19 protein-coding genes are annotated in these 20,460 nt (G+C 70.1%); 13 read left to right on the top strand and 6 right to left on the bottom strand.

Annotated elements, in window-relative coordinates:
* The first annotated feature begins 64 nt into the window (after positions 1 to 64).
* Genes ABD086_RS00830 through ABD086_RS00840 form a run of 3 tightly spaced genes read left to right on the top strand, consistent with a single transcriptional unit; the run spans position 65 to position 3,722 of the window.
* Complete coding sequence (locus ABD086_RS00830) at positions 65 to 1,825, top strand: PEP-utilizing enzyme (protein ID WP_343904780.1); 1,761 nt, start codon at positions 65 to 67, stop codon at positions 1,823 to 1,825.
* A complete protein-coding gene (locus tag ABD086_RS00835; protein ID WP_343904781.1) occupies positions 1,822 to 2,880 on the top strand; it encodes a PEP/pyruvate-binding domain-containing protein in 1,059 nt (352 codons plus the stop codon). The genes ABD086_RS00830 and ABD086_RS00835 overlap by 4 nt, the downstream gene beginning before the upstream one ends.
* A gap of 44 nt (positions 2,881 to 2,924) precedes the next feature.
* The gene (locus ABD086_RS00840) at positions 2,925 to 3,722 is read left to right on the top strand and encodes an IclR family transcriptional regulator (RefSeq protein WP_343904783.1); all 798 of its coding nucleotides are present in this window, start codon (positions 2,925 to 2,927) and stop codon (positions 3,720 to 3,722) included.
* Positions 3,723 to 3,745: 23 nt separating this feature from the next.
* On the opposite strand, the gene ABD086_RS00845 is transcribed toward ABD086_RS00840, so the two are convergent.
* The 6 genes from ABD086_RS00845 to ABD086_RS00870 all read right to left on the bottom strand — a co-directional run bounded on the left by ABD086_RS00845 (position 3,746) and on the right by ABD086_RS00870 (position 9,568).
* Positions 3,746 to 4,615, bottom strand: a complete 870-nt coding sequence (locus tag ABD086_RS00845; RefSeq protein ID WP_343904785.1) for a methylenetetrahydrofolate reductase — start codon at positions 4,613 to 4,615, stop codon at positions 3,746 to 3,748.
* 7 nt (positions 4,616 to 4,622) lie between these two features.
* On the bottom strand, positions 4,623 to 6,011 hold the full coding sequence (locus ABD086_RS00850) for a hypothetical protein (protein WP_343904786.1): 1,389 nt from the start codon (positions 6,009 to 6,011) through the stop codon (positions 4,623 to 4,625).
* 166 nt (positions 6,012 to 6,177) lie between these two features.
* The gene (locus ABD086_RS00855) at positions 6,178 to 6,660 is read right to left on the bottom strand and encodes an adenosine-specific kinase (RefSeq protein WP_343904787.1); all 483 of its coding nucleotides are present in this window, start codon (positions 6,658 to 6,660) and stop codon (positions 6,178 to 6,180) included.
* A gap of 389 nt (positions 6,661 to 7,049) precedes the next feature.
* A complete protein-coding gene (locus ABD086_RS00860; RefSeq protein ID WP_343904789.1) occupies positions 7,050 to 7,898 on the bottom strand; it encodes an N-acyl homoserine lactonase family protein in 849 nt (282 codons plus the stop codon).
* Between the two features lie 28 nt (positions 7,899 to 7,926).
* A complete protein-coding gene (gene dhaL, locus ABD086_RS00865; RefSeq protein ID WP_343904790.1) occupies positions 7,927 to 8,568 on the bottom strand; it encodes a dihydroxyacetone kinase subunit DhaL in 642 nt (213 codons plus the stop codon).
* A gap of 1 nt (position 8,569) precedes the next feature.
* Positions 8,570 to 9,568, bottom strand: coding sequence for a dihydroxyacetone kinase subunit DhaK (locus ABD086_RS00870; RefSeq protein WP_343904792.1), 999 nt, complete (start codon positions 9,566 to 9,568; stop codon positions 8,570 to 8,572).
* A gap of 161 nt (positions 9,569 to 9,729) precedes the next feature.
* On the opposite strand from ABD086_RS00870, the gene ABD086_RS00875 reads away from it, so the two are divergent.
* From ABD086_RS00875 to ABD086_RS00920, 10 genes are all read left to right on the top strand, one after another.
* The gene (locus ABD086_RS00875; protein WP_343904794.1) at positions 9,730 to 11,331 is read left to right on the top strand and encodes a sugar ABC transporter ATP-binding protein; all 1,602 of its coding nucleotides are present in this window, start codon (positions 9,730 to 9,732) and stop codon (positions 11,329 to 11,331) included.
* Positions 11,328 to 12,350 carry an ABC transporter permease gene (locus ABD086_RS00880; RefSeq protein WP_343904795.1) on the top strand — a complete coding sequence of 341 codons (1,023 nt, stop codon included), beginning with the start codon at positions 11,328 to 11,330 and terminating at the stop codon, positions 12,348 to 12,350. Before ABD086_RS00875 ends, ABD086_RS00880 begins: the two co-directional genes overlap by 4 nt.
* Entirely contained in the window at positions 12,347 to 13,489 is a 1,143-nt protein-coding gene (locus ABD086_RS00885; protein ID WP_343904797.1) for an ABC transporter permease, read from the top strand. Before ABD086_RS00880 ends, ABD086_RS00885 begins: the two co-directional genes overlap by 4 nt.
* Before the next feature lie 92 nt (positions 13,490 to 13,581).
* Positions 13,582 to 14,643: a sugar ABC transporter substrate-binding protein gene (locus ABD086_RS00890; RefSeq protein ID WP_343904799.1), complete on the top strand. Its 1,062-nt coding sequence runs from the start codon at positions 13,582 to 13,584 to the stop codon at positions 14,641 to 14,643.
* Between the two features lie 75 nt (positions 14,644 to 14,718).
* Positions 14,719 to 15,447: a FadR/GntR family transcriptional regulator gene (locus ABD086_RS00895; RefSeq protein ID WP_343904801.1), complete on the top strand. Its 729-nt coding sequence runs from the start codon at positions 14,719 to 14,721 to the stop codon at positions 15,445 to 15,447.
* Between the two features lie 8 nt (positions 15,448 to 15,455).
* Entirely contained in the window at positions 15,456 to 16,166 is a 711-nt protein-coding gene (locus tag ABD086_RS00900; protein WP_343904803.1) for a cysteine hydrolase family protein, read from the top strand.
* Positions 16,167 to 16,214: 48 nt separating this feature from the next.
* Positions 16,215 to 16,739 carry a type 1 glutamine amidotransferase domain-containing protein gene (locus ABD086_RS00905; protein WP_343904805.1) on the top strand — a complete coding sequence of 175 codons (525 nt, stop codon included), beginning with the start codon at positions 16,215 to 16,217 and terminating at the stop codon, positions 16,737 to 16,739.
* Positions 16,740 to 16,759: 20 nt separating this feature from the next.
* Positions 16,760 to 18,433 carry a GMC family oxidoreductase gene (locus tag ABD086_RS00910; RefSeq protein WP_343904807.1) on the top strand — a complete coding sequence of 558 codons (1,674 nt, stop codon included), beginning with the start codon at positions 16,760 to 16,762 and terminating at the stop codon, positions 18,431 to 18,433.
* 25 nt (positions 18,434 to 18,458) lie between these two features.
* Positions 18,459 to 19,175, top strand: a complete 717-nt coding sequence (locus ABD086_RS00915) for a gluconate 2-dehydrogenase subunit 3 family protein (RefSeq protein ID WP_343904809.1) — start codon at positions 18,459 to 18,461, stop codon at positions 19,173 to 19,175.
* 97 nt (positions 19,176 to 19,272) lie between these two features.
* Positions 19,273 to 20,409, top strand: a complete 1,137-nt coding sequence (locus ABD086_RS00920) for a mandelate racemase/muconate lactonizing enzyme family protein (RefSeq protein ID WP_343904811.1) — start codon at positions 19,273 to 19,275, stop codon at positions 20,407 to 20,409.
* Positions 20,410 to 20,460 lie beyond the last annotated feature (51 nt).

Genomic DNA, 20,460 nt, shown 5'->3' on the forward strand with positions numbered 1-20,460 from the left:
GAGCCACGGTGGGTGCGATGCGACCTTCCTCACACCGCGTCCGTGAGACTTAGGAGAGCCGCCCATGGCCACAGTCGTCCCCGTCGACGAGTTCGTGACGGATGAGTGGTACCCCGGCTTCAAGCCGGCACTGGACCATGCAGGTTGGGCGGTCGAGCCGTTCCGGACCTTCGACAAGGCCGACGAGGAGCGGTTCTGGTTCCTCGACTTCCACTGGCCGCGGGGCCTGACCCCGATGGGCCTGATCTGGAACGAGGACGGCTACTCCTGGGGGACCCAGCTGGCCGCGGAGTCGCTGCCGCTGCCGCCCGGGCGCGGCATCACCCAGCGGATCGCCGGGACGCACACCTACGCCGCCGCGATCGACGTGACGGACGAGTGGGAGATCGGCGAACGGGCGCGCCGGATGATGCAGAACCTGCCGCGCTTCCTCGAGAACTTCGAGGGCACCTGGGCCGAGCGCCGCGCGGAGGTCGACTCCTGGTGGACGCACCTGCAGTCGGTCGACCTGCGGTCGCTGCAGCTTCCCGAGCTCGGCGGCTACCTCCGCAAGGCGCGCCAGTTCCACAAGCGCGCCTTCGAGATCCACTTCGAGATCATGTACCCGCTCCTCGCCAACTACGTCGGCTTCTACGGCGCCTGCACCGAGATGGGTATCGACCCGGGACAGATCGCCAAGTTCCTCCAGGGCTACGACACCAAGATCATGGAGACCGACCGGGCGCTGTGGGACCTCACCCGCAAGGCGCGGAACGCGGGTCTCGGCGAGGTGTTCGCCGCGCACGACGCGACCGCGATGCGCGCGGCGCTGTCGGCACACGGCGGGGCGGCCGCCGGCTGGCTGACCGAGTTCGACGACTTCCTGCAGGTCTACGGCTACCGCACCGAGGGCTCGTGCGACATCGCGCTGCCGTCCTGGATCGAGGACCCGACCCCGGCCCTGGGCATGGTGAAGACCTTCCTCCTCAAGGACACCGACCACGACTTCGAGGCGGCCCTCGCGAACGCCGTCGAGGAGCGGGAGGCCGCGATCGACGCGGCCCGGTCGTCGCTGTCCCGGGAGGAGCAGGAGGTCTTCGACGCCGGCCTCGCGTCCTGCCAGGCGGCCAACTTCCCCTGGTGGCAGGACGACCACAACTACTACATCGACCTGCGCGTCTCGCTGCCCATGCGATGGGCCACCCAGCAGATCGCCGAGGTGGTCGGTGCGGACGCGTCCGACGACACGATCTTCCTGTTCTGGCCCGAGCTCCTGCAGGTCGTCGACGGCGAGCGGAACTTCGCCGAGTTCAAGGGCATCATCAACGACCGCAAGCAGTACTTCGACCACTGGTACGGACGCCGGGCGAGCATGCCGAAGGTACTCGGCACCATCCCGGAAGCGGTGACCGACCCGATCCTCATCGAGATCTTCGGGCTGAACTCGCACTTCCTCACGGCGGTCCAGGCCGCGGGCGACGACAGTGACGTGAAGACGCTCTCGGGGGTCGCGGCCTCGCGGGGCAGGGCCCGCGGCATCGCGCGGGTGCTGACCGACGCCGACGAGCTCCACCGGGTGCAGCCGGGCGAGATCCTGGTGTGCGAGTCGACGTCCCCGAACTGGACGCCTGCCTTCGCCAAGATCGCCGCCTGCGTGTGCGACGGGGGAGGGACGCTGTCCCACGCCGCGATCGTCGGCCGGGAGTACGGCGTGCCGACCGTGACCGCCGTGGGCCTGGCCACCGTCGTGATCAGCGACGGCGACGAGGTGGAGGTCGACGGGACGAACGGCACGGTGACGGTCTTCAAGCGGGCCGAACACCCGGACGAGGTCGTCTCGGCGTGAGCCTCGTCCTGGACCTCGACGAGCTCCGGCCGGACACGGCGACGTCGGTCGGTGGGGCGAAGATCGGCAGGCTGGTCGAGATGGGCGCCGCCGGCACCGTCGTCCCCGGCGGCTTCGTCCTGGGCGTCGACGCGTACCGCACCCACTTCCGGGCCTCCGGGCTGGACGACTGGATCGGCGGCATCGTCCGGTCCCTGCCGGCGGACCCCTCGGACGACCGGGTCGCGGCGGCGTCCGAGGAGATCGTCGGGGCCATCCGGCAGGTCGCGCTGACCGACGAGCTCTGCGACGCGATCGCCGACCGGTACGCCCAGTTGTGCAAGCGGCGGGGCGACGACGCGCTCCCGGTCGCCGTACGGAGCTCCGCCACCGGCGAGGACGGCGTTCAGTCGAGCTTCGCAGGCATCTTCGAGACCTACCTCGGGATCAGCGGTGCGGTCGAGGTGATCGACGCGGTGCGTGACTGCTGGGCCAGCCTGTTCGGTCCCCGGGCGCTGTGCTACCGCCTGGAACGCGGGATCTCCCACGACGACATGCCGATGGCGGTCGGCGTCCTGGAGCTCGTCGCGGCGAAGGCGTCCGGCGTCGCGTTCTCGGTGCACCCCGTCAGCGGCAAGCCGGACCGGATCGTGGTCGAGGGCTCGTGGGGATGGGGGGAGGCCGTGGTCCAGGGGCTGGTCACCCCCGACCGGGGCGAGGTCGGCAAGTCCGACCTGCGTCCCCTGCGCTACACGGTCGCCACCAAGAAGGTGATCTCGGACTACGACCCGGCCAGTCGGCGGGTCACCGAGCGCGAGATGCCGCCCGAGCTGCGGGACGCGCGCGTCCTGGACGACGAGGAGCTGTGCGCCGTCGCCGACGCCGTCCGGCGCATCGAGCAGCAGTACGGGCACGCCGTCGACGTCGAGTGGGTCCTCGCCCGGGACCGGGCGCCCGGGGGCCCCGTGCACGTCGTGCAGTCGAGGCCGGTCACGGTCGCGGGTCCAGCCCCGGCGCCCGCGGCGTGGAGCCCGGCGTCCTTCGCGCTGAAGTACGCCTTCCAGGGGAACCGGTGACCGGGCACTGGACGGACTCCTCTCGCCACGATGTACTCGGGGGCGTGGACGAGCTCGCCGCCCAGGCCCCCGGCGGCCTGCGGTCGGTGACGATCGCGATGGGCGTGCTCGACTGCTTCACGGGTGCCGACGAGTGCGGTGCGTCCGACATCGCCCGGCAGCTCGGCATCGCCAAGAGCACCGCCAGCCGGATGCTGGCGACCCTGGCAGCAGGGGGACTGCTGGAGCGTCGGCCGAACGGCCGCTACCGGCTCGGCATCCGGCTCTTCGAGTACGGGCAGCTGGCGGCCGACCGACTCCTGCTCAAGGAGCTCGCGCTGCCCGTGCTGGGCGAGCTCCGCGACCGGGTCAGCGAGACCGTCCAGCTGGGGATCCCGCTCGGCTCGGAGGTGCTGTACGTGGACCGGCTCGAGGGAACCCACGGGTTGCGGTTCCACACCGAGGCGTTCCGCAGGGTCCCCGGCCACTCGTCCAGCTGCGGGCGGGCGATCGCGGCGTTCAACCCGTTCGTCGAGCAGGCCGTCCTCAACGCCGGGTTCCGGCGCTACACGCCGCACACCGTCATGGACCCCGAGCGCTACCGGGCGGGCCTCGCCGTGGTCCGGGACCGGGGCTGGGCGAGTGCGGAGGAGGAGTTCGAGATCGGGCTGTCGTCGATCGCGGTGCCCGTGCTCGTCCCGCGGGGCGACGCGCCGCGCGCGGTCGGCGCCGTCTCGGTCGCCGGCCCCACGCAGCGGGTCCTCGGCGCTCGACGCAACCACATGGTCGCGGCGCTGCTGCGTGCGGGGGAGCAGATCTCCCGGGCGCTCCTCGAGATGGCCGACGGGGTGGAGACCGCGTAGGGCAGCCGGGCCTGCGCCCGGGCTCACCCCACGGACTGCCGGAACCCTCGAGCCCACTCGGCGGTCGCGCCGACCCCGCCGAACGTGTAGAAGTGCAGCCGCAGCTCCCCGTGCCGGTGCTCGTCGTAGCCCGCCCCCAGCGCATCGACGAACCGGTCCGGCCCGGCGCTGCTCATCAGGTTGGTGAGCGAGAGCCCGTACTTGGCGGCGATGCTCGCACTCGTACCCACGCCGAACCGGGTGGCGTAGCTCAGCAGCCTCCGGGCGCCGGCCGGCCCCGGCACCCCGACCCGCACCGGAACCGCGACGCCGCGCTGCCGGACCTGCTCCACCCACCCGAGCACCCGGTCCGCGTCGAACCCGAACTGCGTGGTGACGCTCGCCCCGATCCCACGCTCGGCCAGCGCGGACACCTTCTGCTCCAGCGCGCGCCACAGCACGTCGTCGGGGATGTGCGGGTGTCCCTCGGGGTAGCCGGCGATCCCCACCCGGCCGACGTCGTGGTGCTCGAGCACCCCGGACTCGATGACCGCCAACGTGTCGGCGAACGGGCCCGCGGGCGTCCGCGGATCACCCGCGACGAGGAAGAGGTGCTCGGCATTGCCGTCGGCCCGGAGACCGCCGACGAACTCGTCGAGCTCGGCGCGGCTGCCGAGCCGCCGGGCCGACACGTGCGGCACCGCCACCAGCCCCAGCCGGCGCACGGTCCGCGCCGCCGCCACGCGGAGCGCGAGGTCCTCGTGGGCCAGGTAGGTCACGTGCACGCGGGTGCCCGCGGGGATCGCGGCCCGGGCACCGCTGAGGGCGTCGGCGTCCTTGCCGGTGATCTCGAGGGAGAAGTCGTGGAGGAGGTCGGTCGGCGCCGACGTGCCCTCGCGCGGCGTGCGGTACACCGGCGTCTCAGTCGGCGTAGCTCTTGACCACGGTGGCGCGGATCTCCATCTGCCGGTGCGGCTCCAGCCAGGGCGCGCTCTTCGCGCCCCCGTCGGGCTCGCCCCACACCAGGGTCAGCTCCCTCCCGGGTTCCGCGTGCTCCGCCTCGACGACCGCCACCGACAGCATGGCCCGCTCGTTCCAGCTCGCGCAGGTGTAGTTCGCGACCCCGACGGTGCGACCCCGGTCGTCCAGCACCGCGTCGTACTGCCACGTCGAGTAGTTGGCGCGCGGCAGGTCGATGAACTTGCCGGGGGTCTCGCCCGGGGTGAGGTAGGACGCCCAGACGCGGCCGAAGTCCTCGGCGTTCCACTCCAGGGTCACCTTGCGGCGGTGGTCCTCCCCGGCCATCCGCTCCAGCGCCGCTCGCCCGACGAAGTCGTGGTTGAGCTTGATGAGGTGGCCGTAGCCGAGCTCGTACGGGGTGAAGTAGTAGTCCTCGATCCGCGGGGAGTAGAAGCTGCCGCCGATCGACCAGTTGGCCTCCTCGCAGGTGGCGGGCAGCCACTCGCGGAAGGGGCGGAGCGCCTCGTCGGTGAAGATCCCCGGGAGCGGGCGGGCGATCCAGCCGAGCTCGACCGCCGTGGTGAAGTAGGCCATCGAACCCACCTGGCGCAGCTCGAACTCCTCGCCCGCCTCGACGATCGCGGCCTTGACCGCCTCGCGCTCGTCCCAGGGCCCGTAGAGCTCGTAGCCGGGTCCGCCGGCCATCGTGTGCCGCAGGGCCGAGACGCGGTGGCCGGCGATCGTGAGCGGGATGATGTGGAAGGCGCGCGTGTCCGGGAGGGGCTCCCCGGTGAGCTTCTCCAGGAGGTCGAAGGCGTGCGGTCCCTCGAGCTGGAACCGGTACACCTTCCGCCGGCCGGCGGGGTTGGCGGAGAAGATCTCGTCGCGCTCGACCTCGACGTCCCAGCTGCCCGTCTCGGCCTGGAAGGCGATCCAGTTGTGGCCGGCCGCGCGGCCCACCAGCGCGATCTCCTCGGGGTTCTGGCAGTACAGGATGCCGTCGCCGATGACGTGGCCCGCCGGCGTGCAGGGCAGGAAGTGGCGGGCCCGGCCGGGGCCGAAGGTCTTGAACCCGTTCATGCCCAGGGACTCGAAGAAGGCCATCGCGTCCGCGCCCCGCACGTAGGTCTCGGTCATGTGGAAGGACTGGTCGTAGAGCGCCACGGTCTCCCGCCAGGCTCGCTGCTCGTCGCGCCAGTTGGTGAACTCGGGGGCGACGAACTGGGCCGGCTGACGCTGGACCGCGTCGCGCACGACCGAGCCCTTGCGGTTGCCGTACAGGTGATCGACCAGGTTGGGGGTGCTGTCGATCAGGTCCTGGAGCGTCTGGGGCTCGCGATGGTCGCTCATCGTGGTCTCCTCGTGGCAGCGTCTCGGTGGCGGCGCGCTCCTCCCGCCTCGCCTTCCCAGGGGCGGACCGCGTCCCGTCCGGCGACCGTAGGAGCCCACCGCTGCGCAGTGGAAGGTCCACGTTCGGCCAGGACGAACGGCGCTCCCGGATCGCGGCCGGCGTGCCTCAGAGCTTGTAGCCGATGGCGCGGAGCAGCTCCCTGCGGGCGGTGACGTCGGCATCGGTCTCCACGCCGGCGGGAGGGCTCCCGTCCACCACCCCGACGATCGCCCGGCCCAGGTCGGTCCGGGCCACCACCAGCTGGACCGGGTTCGCGGTCGCGCAGTGGATCCCGCACACCTCGGGGACCAGCTTGAGCGCGTTCAGCACGTTGACCGGGTAGCCGTCCGCCAGGAGGACGACGAAGGAGTGGCCGGCGCCGATCGCCAGCGCGTTGCGGACGGCGAGGTCGACCAGGCGGTCGTCGTTCCCCGAGCGGCGCACCAGGCAGGGGCCGGACGCCTCGCAGAACGCCAGCCCGAAGCGCAGCCCCGGACTGGTCCCGGCGAGGGCCTCGTGGACGTCCTCCACCGTCTTGATGAAGTGCGCCTGGCCGACGATGACGTTCATGTCGTCGGGCTTGTCGACGGGTACCAGTGTCAGCTCCACGCTCGCCTCCCGCGCTAGTGGTACGCCGTCATGGTCCGCCCGAGCCCGGGTCCGCGGTCAAGGGGACGAGCGGGTGACCGGGGGACGCGTCGCGTCCGCCGAACCGGGACCAAGGTCCCTTGCGGCGGCCCCGGTCCGGGCGTAGAACGAACCTCACGGACCCCGTACAGGGGCCCGGGACGACTCGGACGAGAAGGTCCACACGGAGGGGCGACCCGCCACGGCGGCACGGTGACGACGCCGCCGGGACCGGACAGGAAGAGTCGCCGACCGGGAGCGTCACCGGCACCGGTCACAGAAGGGCCCTCGCGACTCATACTCTCGAGGGCCCTTCGCCAACGTCGGGCGCGTCGGGTGCTGTCCGGTGGGCGAGAGTCAGGCGGTGCCGGTCACGAGGAGCCGATCCTCAGGGGGCCGGGGTCGGGCAGCCGTCGGCTCGCGGGCCATTCGTCGGTGCGCCGGAGCCGTTCCGGCGCCTTCGGCATGGCCCGGAACTGCTCCATGTCGTGACCGGTGACGATGACGGCGTCCGTGGCATCCGCGAGGGCGGTCAGGCGGCGCATCGAGAGCCCCGCCGCGACGGCGTCGGTCGTGATGCCCGGTGGGACGTTCGAGTCGATGTTCTCGTGGCTGTTGATGGCGTCGCCGGCGAGGATCACGTTGCCCAGGTCCGGCGCCTCCCACACCATGACCGACTGGTGACCGGGGGTGTGGCCCGGCGTGAGGACGAGCGAGATGCCCGGCAGGACGTGCCAGTCGCCGTCGGCCAGACGCCAGGACCTGGGCTCCGCGAGGTCGGACGCGACGTACGCGCCGGCCGCCTGCGGATCCGGGCTCATCGCCCAGCGGTGCTCGGTGCGTTGAACCACGTGCACGGCGTCGGGGAAGAGGCGCCCGCCGCCCGCGTGGTCGTGGTGCAGGTGGGTGTAGATCACCACCTTGACGTCGGTGGGCGACAGCCCGAGGAGCTGCAGCTGCCGCGCGAGGTGGTGGTGGCCGGCCATCGTGGGGCGGGCGCTGTCGGCGAGCTTCTGGCCCCATGCCCCTTCGGGGTCATCGATCACCCGGGGGTCGTTCCCCGTGTCGACCAGCACGTACCCGTGCGTGGTGCCCACGAGGAACATCTGCACCGGGACGGTCAGCCGGGTTCCGTACCTCGTGCTCGGGATGACGACACTGGACTCGACGTCCAGAGTCCCGCCGTCGAGCAGGTGCAGGGAGGTCACCGATGTCTTCATGCCGGCTCAGTGTTCCGCCCGGGACGCGTCATCTCGACGCCGTGGCGACGTGGAGCGACCTGAAGAGCTGGGCCATCGACGTCGCTCCGGCGTCGATGTGGCCGAGGCTCCGGTCGCCCAGGTAGCTGCCGCGTCCCACGCGGGCGGCCATGGCGGCAGTCGCGTCCCGGCCGGTCTCCGCGGCGAGTGCCGCCCGGTCCGTCCCGGTGCCGAGGTCCAGGTGCGCGGCCGACGCCTCCCGCAGGGCTTGCGCCGCCGGGTGGATCGCGTCGAGCAGCGTCTTGTCGCCGGGCGTGGTCCTGCCGAGCTCGCTGACGCCGGCCGCCGCCGAGGCGAAGCCGTCCGCCAGTCGGGAGAGGTCCAGCTCGGTCACCCCGGCGCCCGCGTCGCTGAGCCTGAGGAACACCGTGCCGTACAAGGCGCCGCTCGCGCCGCCGACCGAGTTGACGATGGCCATGCCGACGGACGAGAGAAGCGACTGTGCGTCGGCGAAGGACTGATCGGCGAGCGCGCGCCGCATGGCTGCCACGCCTCGACTGAGGTTGGAGCCGTGTTCGCCGTCTCCCGTTGCGGAGTCCAGCTGGTTCAGCGTCGCCTCCTGGCTCACGACGGCATCGGCGAAGTGCTCGAGCCAGCGGCGGAGGTCGTCGAGCGAGAGTGCTTCCGCCATCTCATGCCCCCCATCGCAGCGCCGGGGTGTGGACCGGCTGGTCCCAGAGATCGATCAGCTCCTCGTCGACCACGAGGACGGAGAGGAGCGCCCCCAGGGAGTCCAGGGAGGTCAGGTAGTTGCCGACGAGCGAACGCTCGACGACGGCGCCGGAACGCGTGAGCCGGTCGTGGATCGCACCGTAGAGGCCGAACAGCTCGATCTCGGGTGTCGATCCGAGGCCGCTCAGCATGGTGATCAGGCGGCTGCCCGTGGCGATGCCGAGCTCGGCCATGATCTTGTCGAGCAGCACGTCCGCGACCCGGTCGGCGGTGGGAAGTGCTGCACGCGCCTGCCCGCGGTCCCCCCCGAGGCCGACGCCGACCTCGTAGTGTCCCGCGGGCAGGTCGAACGTCGGTCGACCGAGCCGCGGGGGAGTGCAGGAGCTCAAGGCGACCCCGAAGGTCCGGCAGCTCGCGACGGTCCGGCGCGCCACCGCGGCCACCTCGTCGAGGCAGCGCCCCCGCTCGGCGGCGGCCCCTGCGATCTTCTCGACCAGCACCGTCGCGCCCAGGCCCCGGCGCTGCCTGCTCAGGTCGGGCGGGAAGGAGGCGTCGTCGTCGACGAGCACCTTCTCGATGCGGGTTCCCTGCCGGGACAGGATCTCGGCCGCGAGGCCGAAGTTCATCACCTCGCCGCCGAAGTTCTTGATGATGAACACGACGCCCGAGCCGTGGTCCGCCGCGCGGGTCGCGGCCATGATCTGCGCGGGAACCGGTGAGGTGAAGACCTCGCCGGGACACGCGGCGTCCAGCATCCCGGGCCCGACGTAGCCGGCGTGCAGCGGTTCGCAGCCCGAACCACCGCCCGAGACCAGTCCCACCTTGCCAGCGGCCGCAGGGGTCGCGCGGACCACGATGCGCTCCTCGGCTCGGAACTCGATCAGCTGCGGGTGCGCGGCCGCCAGGCCGGTCAGGTAGTCCGCGACGACCGTGTCCGGGGCGTTCATGAACTTCTGCATCTCGCTCCTTCGTCGCGCCTGTCTGGTCGGGACCCATGACGCCGAGATCGATGCTTGACAGCGCGGAATGTGATCTCCACCATATTGGTCCTACCACCCGATCACAAGATGACACGACATCGCCGCTGGCGTCCGATCGGTCGATCCGGAAGGGGACGAGGATGGGCACGACGACCACACCGCTCGAGCACGACCCCGCCCTGGCCCCGGCTGCTCCGCTGCTGGAGATGTCGGGGATCTCCAAGCGCTACCTGGGCGTTCAGGCCCTCGACCGGGCGAGCCTCAGGGTCAACCGCGGCGAGATCCACGCCCTCCTGGGCGGGAACGGCGCGGGGAAGTCGACCCTCCTCAACGTGCTGTCCGGCACCGTGAAACCGGACGAGGGGACGATCGAGCTCGACGGGGAACCGGTCAGCGTCGAGCATCCGCGCGAGGCCCACCGCCTCGGGATCGTCACGATCCACCAGGAGCTGTCCACGCTCCCCGACCTGACGGTCCTCGAGAACATCCTCCTGGGGAACGAGTCGGCACTCGGCGCCCGCGGGGGCGTGCTGGTGAACCGGCGGCAGGTGGCCGCCCGAGTCGCCCCCCTGGCAGCGGAGTTCGGCATCACCCGCGCCGAGCTGTGGCGACCGGTGGCGGAGTTCGGCGCCCTGAAGAAGCGTGCGATCGAGATCGTCAAGGCGCTCGCCGCCGGCCCGAAGATCCTCATCCTCGACGAGCCGACCTCGGGCCTGGAGGAGCACGAGAAGACGCTCCTCTTCGACCACATGCGGGGACTGCAGCACCGGGGCGTCGCCCTGATCTGGGTGACCCATCACCTCGACGAGCTCTTCGGCCTCGCCGACGTGGCGACCGTCATGCGCGACGGGAGAACCATGGCCACCGTCCGGGTGGAGTCGGTCAGCCAGCGGGAGCTGGTCTCGCACATGTTCGGAGGCGAGGCCGCCGAGCTCCTCGCCGCTCCCGCCGCCCACCGCCGGTCGGGAGACGACGGCCGGCAGGCGGGTCCTCGGCTGCGGGTCACCAACGTCTCGCGCCCCGGCGTCCTGCGGGACGTCTCCTTCGACCTCTACCCCGGAGAGGTGCTCGGGATCGCCGGCCTGGCCGGCGCGGGACGCACCGAGCTCGTCAGGGTCCTCATGGGTCTGGACAAGGCCAGCTCCGGTCACATCGCGATCGACGGCAAGGTCCGCAAGCTCAACCACCCCCGCAAGGCGTACCGGGCCGGGCTGGCGATGGTGCCCGAGGACCGCAAGCAGATGGCCGTCCTGACCGACTTCTCGGTCGCCGAGACGATCTCGATCTCGCGGCTCCGCGCCGTCTGCGTCGCGGGCCTCCTCAGCGGCCGTCGGGAGCGCACCATGGCGAGGTCCTTCGTCCAGCAGCTCGGCATCAAGACGCCGAGCTCGCGCGAGAAGGTCCGCAACCTCAGCGGTGGCAACCAGCAGAAGGCCATCATCGCCCGCTGCCTGAACACCAAGCCGTCCATCCTGATCTTCGACGAGCCCACCCAGGGCATCGACGTCCACGCGAAGGCGGAGGTGCACCGGCTGGTCCGGGAGCTCGTCGACGGAGGCACCTCGGTGATCCTGATCGCGTCCGAGTTCTCCGAGCTGATCAGTCTCAGCGACCGAGTGATCATCCTCAATCGAGGCTCGTTGGTCGGCGAGGTCGACGACATCGGGCGGCGAGTCACCGAGGACGGCATCGAGGCCGTCAAGGACCGCATCATCGACCGCGCGTCCAGGGCGTCGAAGTGAGCACCGCCGGAGCGCGCCTCTCCCGAGTCCTGGGGATCGAGGGTCTGCCCATCGTCACCGCGCTGGTCGCGGTCTCCGCGTACTTCGCCCTGACCGTCCCGGCGTTCGTCGACGGCGAGGCCATGCGGTACTACCTCAACGAGGAGGTCCCGGTCTTCATCATCACGGCGGGGATGGCGCTCGTCATCATCGCCGGCGGCATCGACCTGTCGGTCGGCGCCGTCCTGGGGCTGAGTGCCGGTACCTCGCTGCTCGCCTCCATGCACGGGGCCGACACCGTGGTGGCGGTGCTGGTCGGGGTGGGGACGGGAGCGGCGTTCGGGCTCCTCAACGGACTCGTCATCGTCAAGCTGAAGCTCAACGACTTCATCGTCACCCTGGGCACGCTGAACGTCGCCGCCGGGCTCCTCGTGGTCCTCACCGATCACGTCCAGATCACCGGGACCCAGGACGCCGGCTACCTCGCGATCGCCAACACGTCGGTGCTCACGGTGACCAGCGCGCTGCTCGTGGCCGGCATCATCGTCGCCGGCCTGCAGTTCGTCCTGGTCAAGTCGGCCTTCGGTCGCATGGTCCGCGCCGTGGGAGGCGGCACCGCACCGGCTCTGGTGGCCGGCATCGATGCGGGCCGGGTCAAGGTCTGGGCGTACGTCATCTCCGGCACCCTCGCCGGCGTCGGCGGCGTCCTGCTCGCCTCGCGCCTGAACTCCGTGCAGCCGGGCATGGCCGGGGGGTACGAGCTGTCCGCCATCGCCGCCGCCGTCCTCGGCGGAGTCAGCCTGGCCGGCGGCCGGGGAGCCATCTGGCAGGCGGCGGCCGGCTGCCTCCTCCTGGCCACCCTGAAGCAGGGCTTCCGGCTGATGGGCGTGGACCCGCTGGTCTTCTCGATCATCATCGGCGTCTGCATCCTCGTGGGCGTCATCGTCGACCGGAGCGTCTTCCGCCTCGCCGTGTCGCTGGGTTCGTCCGCGCGCTCGCAGGCGGCTCTCCCACCCGTCCAGGAGGGTCGAATCTCGTGAACCGTGCCTCCACTCCGTCCCACGCCGCGGGAGAAGCACTCCGCCGCCGCGTGCTGGCCGACCCTTCCATCGGCATCCTCAGCCTGTTGGCCATCGCCTCGATCGTGATGTCGATCGTGGAGCCCACGTTCGCCACCGAGGGCAACGTGACGAACATCGTCAACACGATGATGACGGTCAGCTTCCTCGCGATCGGGATGACGGTGGTCCTCATCGCCGGGGGCCTGGACCTGTCCGTCGGCGCCGTCATGGGCCTGTGCGCCGGGGTCGCGGCCAACCTGTTGACCCAGGGCCTGTCCATGCCCGTCGCCTTCGCCGGCGCCCTGGCCGTCGGCGCCGGGATCGGGCTCGCGAACGGCCTGCTGATCACCAAGCTCGGCATCCCCGACTTCATCGCGACCCTGGCCATGATGGGCATCGCGGGCGGTGTCCTCCTCTACTGGACCGCCGGCGTTCCGATCCTCGGCTACATGAACCAGACCTACTACTACATCGGTGGCCTGACCCGCATCGCCGGGCCGATCACCTTCCCGATGATCCTCGTGGTCGTCATCGCGGTCGCCGTCGGGCTGCTCCTGGGTCGCACCAGGTTCGGCATGATGTTCTATGCCGTCGGCAGCTCCCCCACCGGGGCCCTCCACGCGGGCGTTCGTGTCGACCGGGTGAAGATCGCGGCCTACGTCGTCAGTGGCCTGATGGCTGCCGTGGCGGGCATCCACATCGCCGGACGGACCACCACCGTCCCGCCGCTGATCGGCAACGGCTACGAGATCACGGCGATCGCGGCCGCCGTGATCGGCGGTGCCTCGCTCACCGGCGGCAAGGGCCATGTGTTCGGGGCGCTCGTGGGGGCCCTCACGCTGACCATGACGCGCAACATCATCAACCTGACCGGGGTCGAGTCGAGCTGGCAGGCCGTGGTCACCGGGCTCGTCCTGATCCTGGCCGTGGCCGCGAACCAGGCATGGACCGTGCTCCGCGCCCGCTCGCGGACCAAGGCGCTCGCCAAGGGATCTGCCGCGACGAGCCCTCCCCTCGCTTCTCGGACCTCTCGGGTTCACCACCCATCACCGACCCCAGACGACGGCGTCGGAAGCGACGCACCGGCGGCTGAGCGCCGCCCCGAAACCATCGCGTGAACAAGAAGGAGCCCGAAATGAACCAGAACGGTGGAATGTCTCGCCGCGCGGTGCTGCGAACCAGCAGCCTGGTCGGCGCAGGAATCGGCGCCATGGCGCTGACCGGATGCACCGCCGGCGGCGGCAGCGCCGCAGCGGGCGGCGGAGGCGGCAGCGCGGGCTCCCTGAGCTACGACGACGCGATCAAGAAGGTGGTCGCCGGCCGGGAGATCAAGGTCGGCTTCACGCCTCCCGTGCTCTCCGAGAACTTCACCCAGATCGAGCACGCGGCGTGGCACAAGATGTACGAGTACGAGCAGCGGTTCGGGTGCCGCTGGGTCTGGGAGCGCCAAGCGCCGGTCGGCGACTTCAACGCCGTCCAGGGCACGCTGGGCATCGTCCAGTCCTGGGTGTCCCGGAAGTTCGACGCCATCGCGGTCTGCACGGGTGCGAACTTCGCCACGGTCCAGGCTCTCTACCAGGACGCCTCCGACAAGGGCGTCAAGATCTACCAGTTCAACCAGCCCGCCGAGCTCTACCCGCCGGAGGAGCTGCGCACGGTCACCAACGTCGGTTACGACAACCGGTGGCAGTCCGGCTACCTGGCCGGTACGTACATCGCGGAGAAGCTCGGCGGCAGCGGCAACATCCTGCAGATCTGGGGACCCTCCGGCTCGGACTGGACCCGTGGCCGCAAGATCGGCTTCGACAAGGCGTTGGCCGAGAACCCGGGGATCAAGGTCGTCGGAGAAGCCGACGGTGGCTACGTCCGGGACAAGGGCTTCGCCGCCGCGCAGGACCTGCTCACCAAGAACAAGGACGTCGACGCCATCTACGGCGAGAACGAGGAGATGGCGCTGGGCGCCTCCCAGGCCATCGACCAGGCGGGCCTGAAGCACTGGGACGGCGAGGACGGCATCCTCACGATCGGCGCCGACGGCCTGGTCTCGGGCTACGACCAGATCAGCGCCGGCAAGCTGACGGCGACCGTCGACATCGGCGGCGTCGACCAGGGCCAGAACCTCATCGAGGCCATCTTCGCCACCGCCGTCCTGGGCGAGACGGTCACGCAGATCATCAACAACCCGACCCAGGTCGTCGACAAGACCAACGTCGACTGGCACCGCGCGTACACCAAGTGGGCCCTCGACGTCCCGAAGAAGTACGGCGACTGACGTCCCGCGGTCGGCCACGGCCCACCACATCCCAGACCACCCACCCGCGAGACCCGACGAGGAGGCGAACCAACGATGATGTCGGGTGAGGCACCGACCGCGATCGTCCCGGTCCGGCAGCTCCGTCTCTCCGACGCCGTCGCCGCCCAGCTCGAGGCCCTCATCAACTCGGGCCACTTCGGTGCCGACGGCCGCCTGCCCTCGGAGCGGGAGCTCGCCGAGCGGTTCGCCGTCGGCAGAGGCAGCATGCGCGAAGCCATCCGCAAGCTCGAGGCCCTCGGCATCATCACCCGCGCACACGGCGTCGGAACGTTCGGGGTCGCCGGTGCCGCCTCCGCCCGGATGGGACTCCTCACGGCCGGGGACGTCTCGGCCCTGGAGCTGTTCGAGGTCCGCTACCGGCTCGAGCCGCTCGCTGCCGAGCTGAGCGCAGAACGGAGGACGTCCGCAGACCTCAAGAGGCTCAAGGAGATCCTCGACCACTCCCTGCGCCCCGACCTCTCGGACGAGGACTTCGTGCGCCTGGACTTCGAGTTCCACTCGTTGGTCGTCCACGCCGCGAAGAACAGCCTCCTCGCCCAGATGTACCAGCAGCTCGAACCGCACCACGCCATCTACTCAGCGAAGGTCATCTCGCTGCCCGAACGGCGCTCCCGAGCCCAGGAGGGCCACCACCGGATCCTGGCGGCCGTGTCGCAACGCAACACCGCCGAGGCCCGAGAGCAGGCGCTCGCCCACCTCCTCGAAGCCGAGGGGGACCTGGTCAGCGCCGTCGAGAAATCCGAGTCACCCCACAACCGATAGGAACCGCCATGTCATCGCTCGACTTCACCTACGACCACATCGACGACGTCCTGCCGCGAGGGGCGTGGGTCGCTCCCACGATCGACCCCGCGCGCACCATGCTGCTCGTCCTCGACGTACAGAACCTCATCGTCAGCGAGAGCGGCGCCGCCTACGTCAAGTCAGTCGGCGGCGCGCCGGAGGGCAAGGACACCATCGAGCCCATCAAGCGGGTCCTCGAGGCATGCCGTGACAAGGGGATCCCCGTGGTCTGGTCGCTGTGGGGACTGCGTCCCGACGGGATGGACGCCGGTCTGGCCAAGGCGAAGTGGCCCGGCCTCGACTGCGGGTCACCGGCCTCGCCGGCCAGCTGGGGCAACGAGTCCGGCGACGACCTCCTGCACCCGGAGATGAAGCCCCTCGACGGTGAGCCGGTCATGTACAAGCACCGGTTCAGCAGCTTCTACAACACCCCGCTGGAGGAGTACCTCCGCGAGAACGACCGGGACACGCTGATCATCATCGGCGTCACCTCCGCCAACTGCATGCACGCGACGACGATCGACGGCTGGAACAAGAACTACAAGATCATCTGCGTCGCCGACACCACCACCGCCGTTCCGGCGCCCAACGAGGACCAGCCGCTGGGCTACGGCCAGCACTGGGAGGCGCTGCGCAACATCCAGATGAACTACGGCGATGTGCTGCTCAGCACCGAGCTCATCGAGAAGCTGAAGTAACCCCCTCGGCAAGCCCCGCTGCTGAACCCAACTGAAGGTGGAACTGACGTGAGCATTCAAGGCAAGCGCATCGCCCTCATGATCGAGGACGACTACCAGATCCTCGAGGGCTGGTACCCCTATCTGCGGCTCACCGAGGCCGGTGCGGTCGTCACGGTCGTCGGGAACGGCGAGAAGAAGTCGTTCTCCAGCAAGGAGCACTACCCGATGGAGGCCGACACCTCGCCCGGGGAGGTGACCGCCGACGACTTCGACGGCGTCGTGGTCCCGGGAGGCTTCGCGCCGGACAACATGCGGCTGCACCGCCCCATGATCGACCTGGTCCGAGACATCGCGGCCCAGGGCAAGATGACGGCGTCGATCTGCCACGGCGGGTGGATCCTGGCCTCCGCCGACGCGGTCCGCGGGCGCCGCGTCACCGGCTACGCGCCCATCGAGGACGATCTCGTCAACGCGGGCGCGACCTGGGTCTCCGACGAGCCGGCCGTCGTCGACGGGCACATCATCACCGCCCGGACGCCTCCGGACCTGCCGGACTTCCTCAAGGCGATCGTGGCCTACTTCGACCGATGAAGCGACGGGAGTGACAAGCCATGGCTGAACACAAGAAGCCCGACCCGGTCGACGTGGTCATCGTGGGTCTGGGCGCCAGCGGCGGGACGGCTGCCAAGGTCCTGAGCGAAGCCGGCCTCAAGGTCGTCGGGCTCGAGCGGGGGCCGTACCTCCGGAACCACGAGCACTTCTCCGGAGACGAGCTGAAGTTCGTCAACCGGAGCTACATGTGGCCGGACGCCAAGCTCACGCCGCGAACCCGGCGCGTCGAGGAGGACGAGGAGGCCCAGCCCTACCCGTTCTCGATGACCCCGCAGCTGGTGGGTGGAGGGACGAACCACTGGGCCGGCTGGGTTCCGCGTCCCCGACCCTCGGACTTCCTCCAGCGCACCCTGCACGGCGACGTCGACGGGCTGAGCCTGGCCGACTGGCCGTTCCAGTACGAACACCTCGAGCCCTATCTGACCAAGATCGAGTGGGAGTTCGGGGTGGCGGGCATCGCCGGCGCCGACAAGGGGGAGGGCTTCCGCAGCAAGCCGTTCCCCAGCAAGCCGCTGCCGCCGACGCGATGGGGCAAGAAGTTCTACCAGGCCGCCAACGAGATGGGGATCAACGCCTTCCCCATCCCGCACGCCATGGTGACCAACGAGCACAAGGGACGGCAGCCCTTCAACCGGACGAGCTTCTGGAACCAGTACGGCGACCCCAGCGGGGCTCGCTCGAACACGGCGACGACGTTCATCCCCGAGGCCCTGGCCACGGGCAGGTTCGAGCTCCGCTCCGACTGCTTCGTCCGCGAGGTCAAGGTCGGCAAGGACGGCAGGGCCACCGGAGTGGTCTACGTCGACGGCTCGGGTGCGGAGTTCGAGCAGGACGCGCGCGTCGTGGTGCTGGCCATGGGGGCGATCGAGACCGCGCGGCTGATGCTGCTCTCGCAGTCCGCCCAGTTCCCGGACGGGCTCGCCAACTCCTCCGGCCTGGTCGGCAAGAACGCCACCTTCCACGAGTACCTGTTCGCCATCGGCTTCTTCGACAACGAGATCGACGATCCGCTGTACGGCTGGACGGGCAACTACATCAGTGGCGGCACGATGGACTTCTACGAGACCGACGAGAGCCGCGGTCACATCGGCGGCTGCATCGTGTCGTCCTCCCAGACCTGCCACCCCATCAACATGGTGTTTCCCGGCAGGCCCTCCTGGGGTCAGGCCTTCAAGGACGCGGACCGGACCTTCTTCAACTACGCGATGAAGATCGGGCTGATCCTCCACGACATGCCCCAGGAGCGGAACCGGGTCGACCTCGACCCCACGCACAAGGACTTCATGGGGCTGCCGGTGGCTCGGATCACCCATCGCGCCCACGAGAACGACCGGGCGATGGGTAAGTGGCAGGTCGACAAGAACATCGAGATCCTCGAGACCGCCGGTGCTCGCAAGACCATCCCGGTCTACCTCGACCAGGTCACCGGGAACACCTGCCACCAGCACGGCACCGCGCGGATGGGGTTCGACCCCAGCACCTCCGTCCTCAACGAGTGGTGCCAGACCCACGACATCGACAACGTGTTCGTGGTCGACGGCTCGGGCTTCCCCACGTCTCTGGGCGTCAACCCGACGCTGGCCATGATGGCGAACGCCTGGCGCAGCTGCGAGTACATCGCCGAGAACTACCTGACCGGCCGCGTCGAGCGGCTCGCGGGCGCCCATTCCTGACAGGTCCGGAACGAAAGGCAGTCACGTGAGTTCCAAGGCAGACTGGAAGACGGTCCTCGAGCCCGTCGACCCCGACTCCGACGAGAGACTCTTCTTCAGCCAGCACCAGTGGGACACGGTCGAAGCCCTCTCGGCCCGGATCATCCCCACCGACCACGATCCGGGCGCGCGGGAAGCCCGCGTGGTGGTCTTCATCGATCGGTACCTGTCGGGGATCAACTACATCTTCGCGGCCGCCGACGGCAGCGGGTTCCTGCAGATCGACGGCCCGTACGCCAGCGCCTGGCGCTCGCGGATCACCGACATGCAGCGCACCTACCGGGAGGGGCTCGCCCAGCTCGACGCGCTGTGCACGGCGGAGTTCGGCAGTCCCTTCGTCGCGCTCGCCGACGACGACCAGGACCGGGCGATCGAGATCCTCTCCGGGCGCCCCAAGCCCGGACCGGTGACGCTCGGCACGACGGAGCCCGCTCACACCTTCACGCAGTTCACCACCGACGACGGCCTGTCGTTCTTCGACGCGCTCTGCCTGCACGTGAAGCAGGGCTTCTACGCCGACCCGGTCTATGGCGGCAACAAGGACCGTCAGGGTTGGCGCGTCATCGGCTTCGAGGGACCGGCGAGCCTGAAGGACACCATGGACGGCACCTACTCCACCGACTCCTTCTTCGTGCAGGAGTACGAGTGGACCGACCTCATCCCTCACCTCAAGGTCCAGACGGAGTGGGAGCCCCCGAGCTGAGGTGCGACGGCGGCCGCTCGGGCGGCCCTCGCTCGCCCTCACCCAGCCCATCCCGCTCCACGCCCACGCGCCAGCTCGTCGAACGGTGGACTCCAGCATGAAGATCGAAAGTGTGACGGCCCGTCCGGTCGGCCTGCCTCTTGAGGAGAACCTCCGGTGGGGTGCGATGTCGGTCAGCACCAAGGGCGGGATCCTGGTCACCGTCACCACCAGCGACGGCCTCGTGGGCATCGGTGAGGCGGGGTTCTCCGCGGAGTACTTCCCCACCGTCGGGCCGCTCGTCAACGACCAGCTCGGCCCGATGATCACCGGGCGGGACCCCCGCGACATCTCGGCGCTCTGGCACGACATGATGCGGGCCACGCACATGTGGGGCCGGCGAGGAGTCGAGACCTACGCGCTCAGCGGCATCGACATCGCCCTGTGGGACCTCTTCGGCAAGATCACCGCCCAGCCGGTGCACCGGCTGCTGGGAAGCTACAAGCCCTCGGTCCGAGCCTACTTCGCGCCGTCGTTGAAGGACGTCGAGAGATCGGTGGCCGAGGCGCGGGAGGCGGCGAGCGCTGGATACACCGCCATCAAGCTGCGCGTCGACGGAGACCTCCACGGCGCGGTCCGCCTCGTGGAGTCGGTCCGGGAGGCGGTCGGGCCCGAGGTCGACCTGATGGTCGACGCCAACATGGCGTACGACCGCCGGGGAGCACTCGTCCTGGCCAAGGAGCTCCAGCAGCTGCAGGTCGCGTGGCTCGAGGAGCCGATCCTGTCCCGTTCTCTGTCGACCTACGTCTCGGCCCATGCCTGGCTCGCCGACCGGGTCGACCTTCCGCTCGCGGGCGGCGAGTCGCTCCTGACCCGGTACGAGTACATCGACCTCATGTCCGAGCTGCCGTTCGACATCATCCAGCCCGACGCGGCGAGCGTCGGTGGCATCTCGGAGCTCAAGCGGGTCGCGGACATGGCCAGTGCCTGGAACCTCCAGTGCGTGCCGCACATCGGCTGCTCGTCGGGGACCGGGATCGGCCTCGCCGCCGGGCTCCAGGTGATCCTCAGCTGCGAGAACGCTCCCCTCATCGAGGTCGACGCGTACGGGGGGCTGGGGTGGGAGGGGTTCCTCGAGGACCCGCTGGTCGTCGAGGACGGACGGCTGTGGGCCACCGAGGGCGTCGGGATCGGCGTGACCATCGCCGAAGGCGGCGTCGAGCGGTTCAGCGTCGAGATCGGCTCGCGGGACTGATCGCCCCACCGGATCCCTGCCACCAGGCACCGAGGAAGCGTGACGCGCCGG

It is taken from the genome of Nocardioides aquiterrae, from assembly GCF_039526625.1.
GTDB classification, from domain to species: domain Bacteria; phylum Actinomycetota; class Actinomycetes; order Propionibacteriales; family Nocardioidaceae; genus Nocardioides; species Nocardioides aquiterrae.

Excerpts from the sequence above, each read along its gene's own strand:
- ABD086_RS00900 (WP_343904803.1), top strand. The coding sequence starts at position 15,456 with ATGTCATCGCTCGACTTCACCTACGACCACATCGACGACGTCCTGCCG.
- ABD086_RS00920 (WP_343904811.1), top strand. The coding sequence starts at position 19,273 with ATGAAGATCGAAAGTGTGACGGCCCGTCCGGTCGGCCTGCCTCTTGAG.
- ABD086_RS00860 (WP_343904789.1), bottom strand. The coding sequence starts at position 7,898 with ATGAAGACATCGGTGACCTCCCTGCACCTGCTCGACGGCGGGACTCTG.
- ABD086_RS00850 (WP_343904786.1), bottom strand. The coding sequence starts at position 6,011 with ATGAGCGACCATCGCGAGCCCCAGACGCTCCAGGACCTGATCGACAGC.
- ABD086_RS00895 (WP_343904801.1), top strand. The coding sequence starts at position 14,719 with ATGATGTCGGGTGAGGCACCGACCGCGATCGTCCCGGTCCGGCAGCTC.
- ABD086_RS00875 (WP_343904794.1), top strand. The coding sequence starts at position 9,730 with ATGGGCACGACGACCACACCGCTCGAGCACGACCCCGCCCTGGCCCCG.
- ABD086_RS00870 (WP_343904792.1), bottom strand. The coding sequence starts at position 9,568 with ATGCAGAAGTTCATGAACGCCCCGGACACGGTCGTCGCGGACTACCTG.
- ABD086_RS00890 (WP_343904799.1), top strand. The coding sequence starts at position 13,582 with ATGGCGCTGACCGGATGCACCGCCGGCGGCGGCAGCGCCGCAGCGGGC.
- dhaL (WP_343904790.1), bottom strand. The coding sequence starts at position 8,568 with ATGGCGGAAGCACTCTCGCTCGACGACCTCCGCCGCTGGCTCGAGCAC.
- ABD086_RS00910 (WP_343904807.1), top strand. The coding sequence starts at position 16,760 with ATGGCTGAACACAAGAAGCCCGACCCGGTCGACGTGGTCATCGTGGGT.
- ABD086_RS00830 (WP_343904780.1), top strand. The coding sequence starts at position 65 with ATGGCCACAGTCGTCCCCGTCGACGAGTTCGTGACGGATGAGTGGTAC.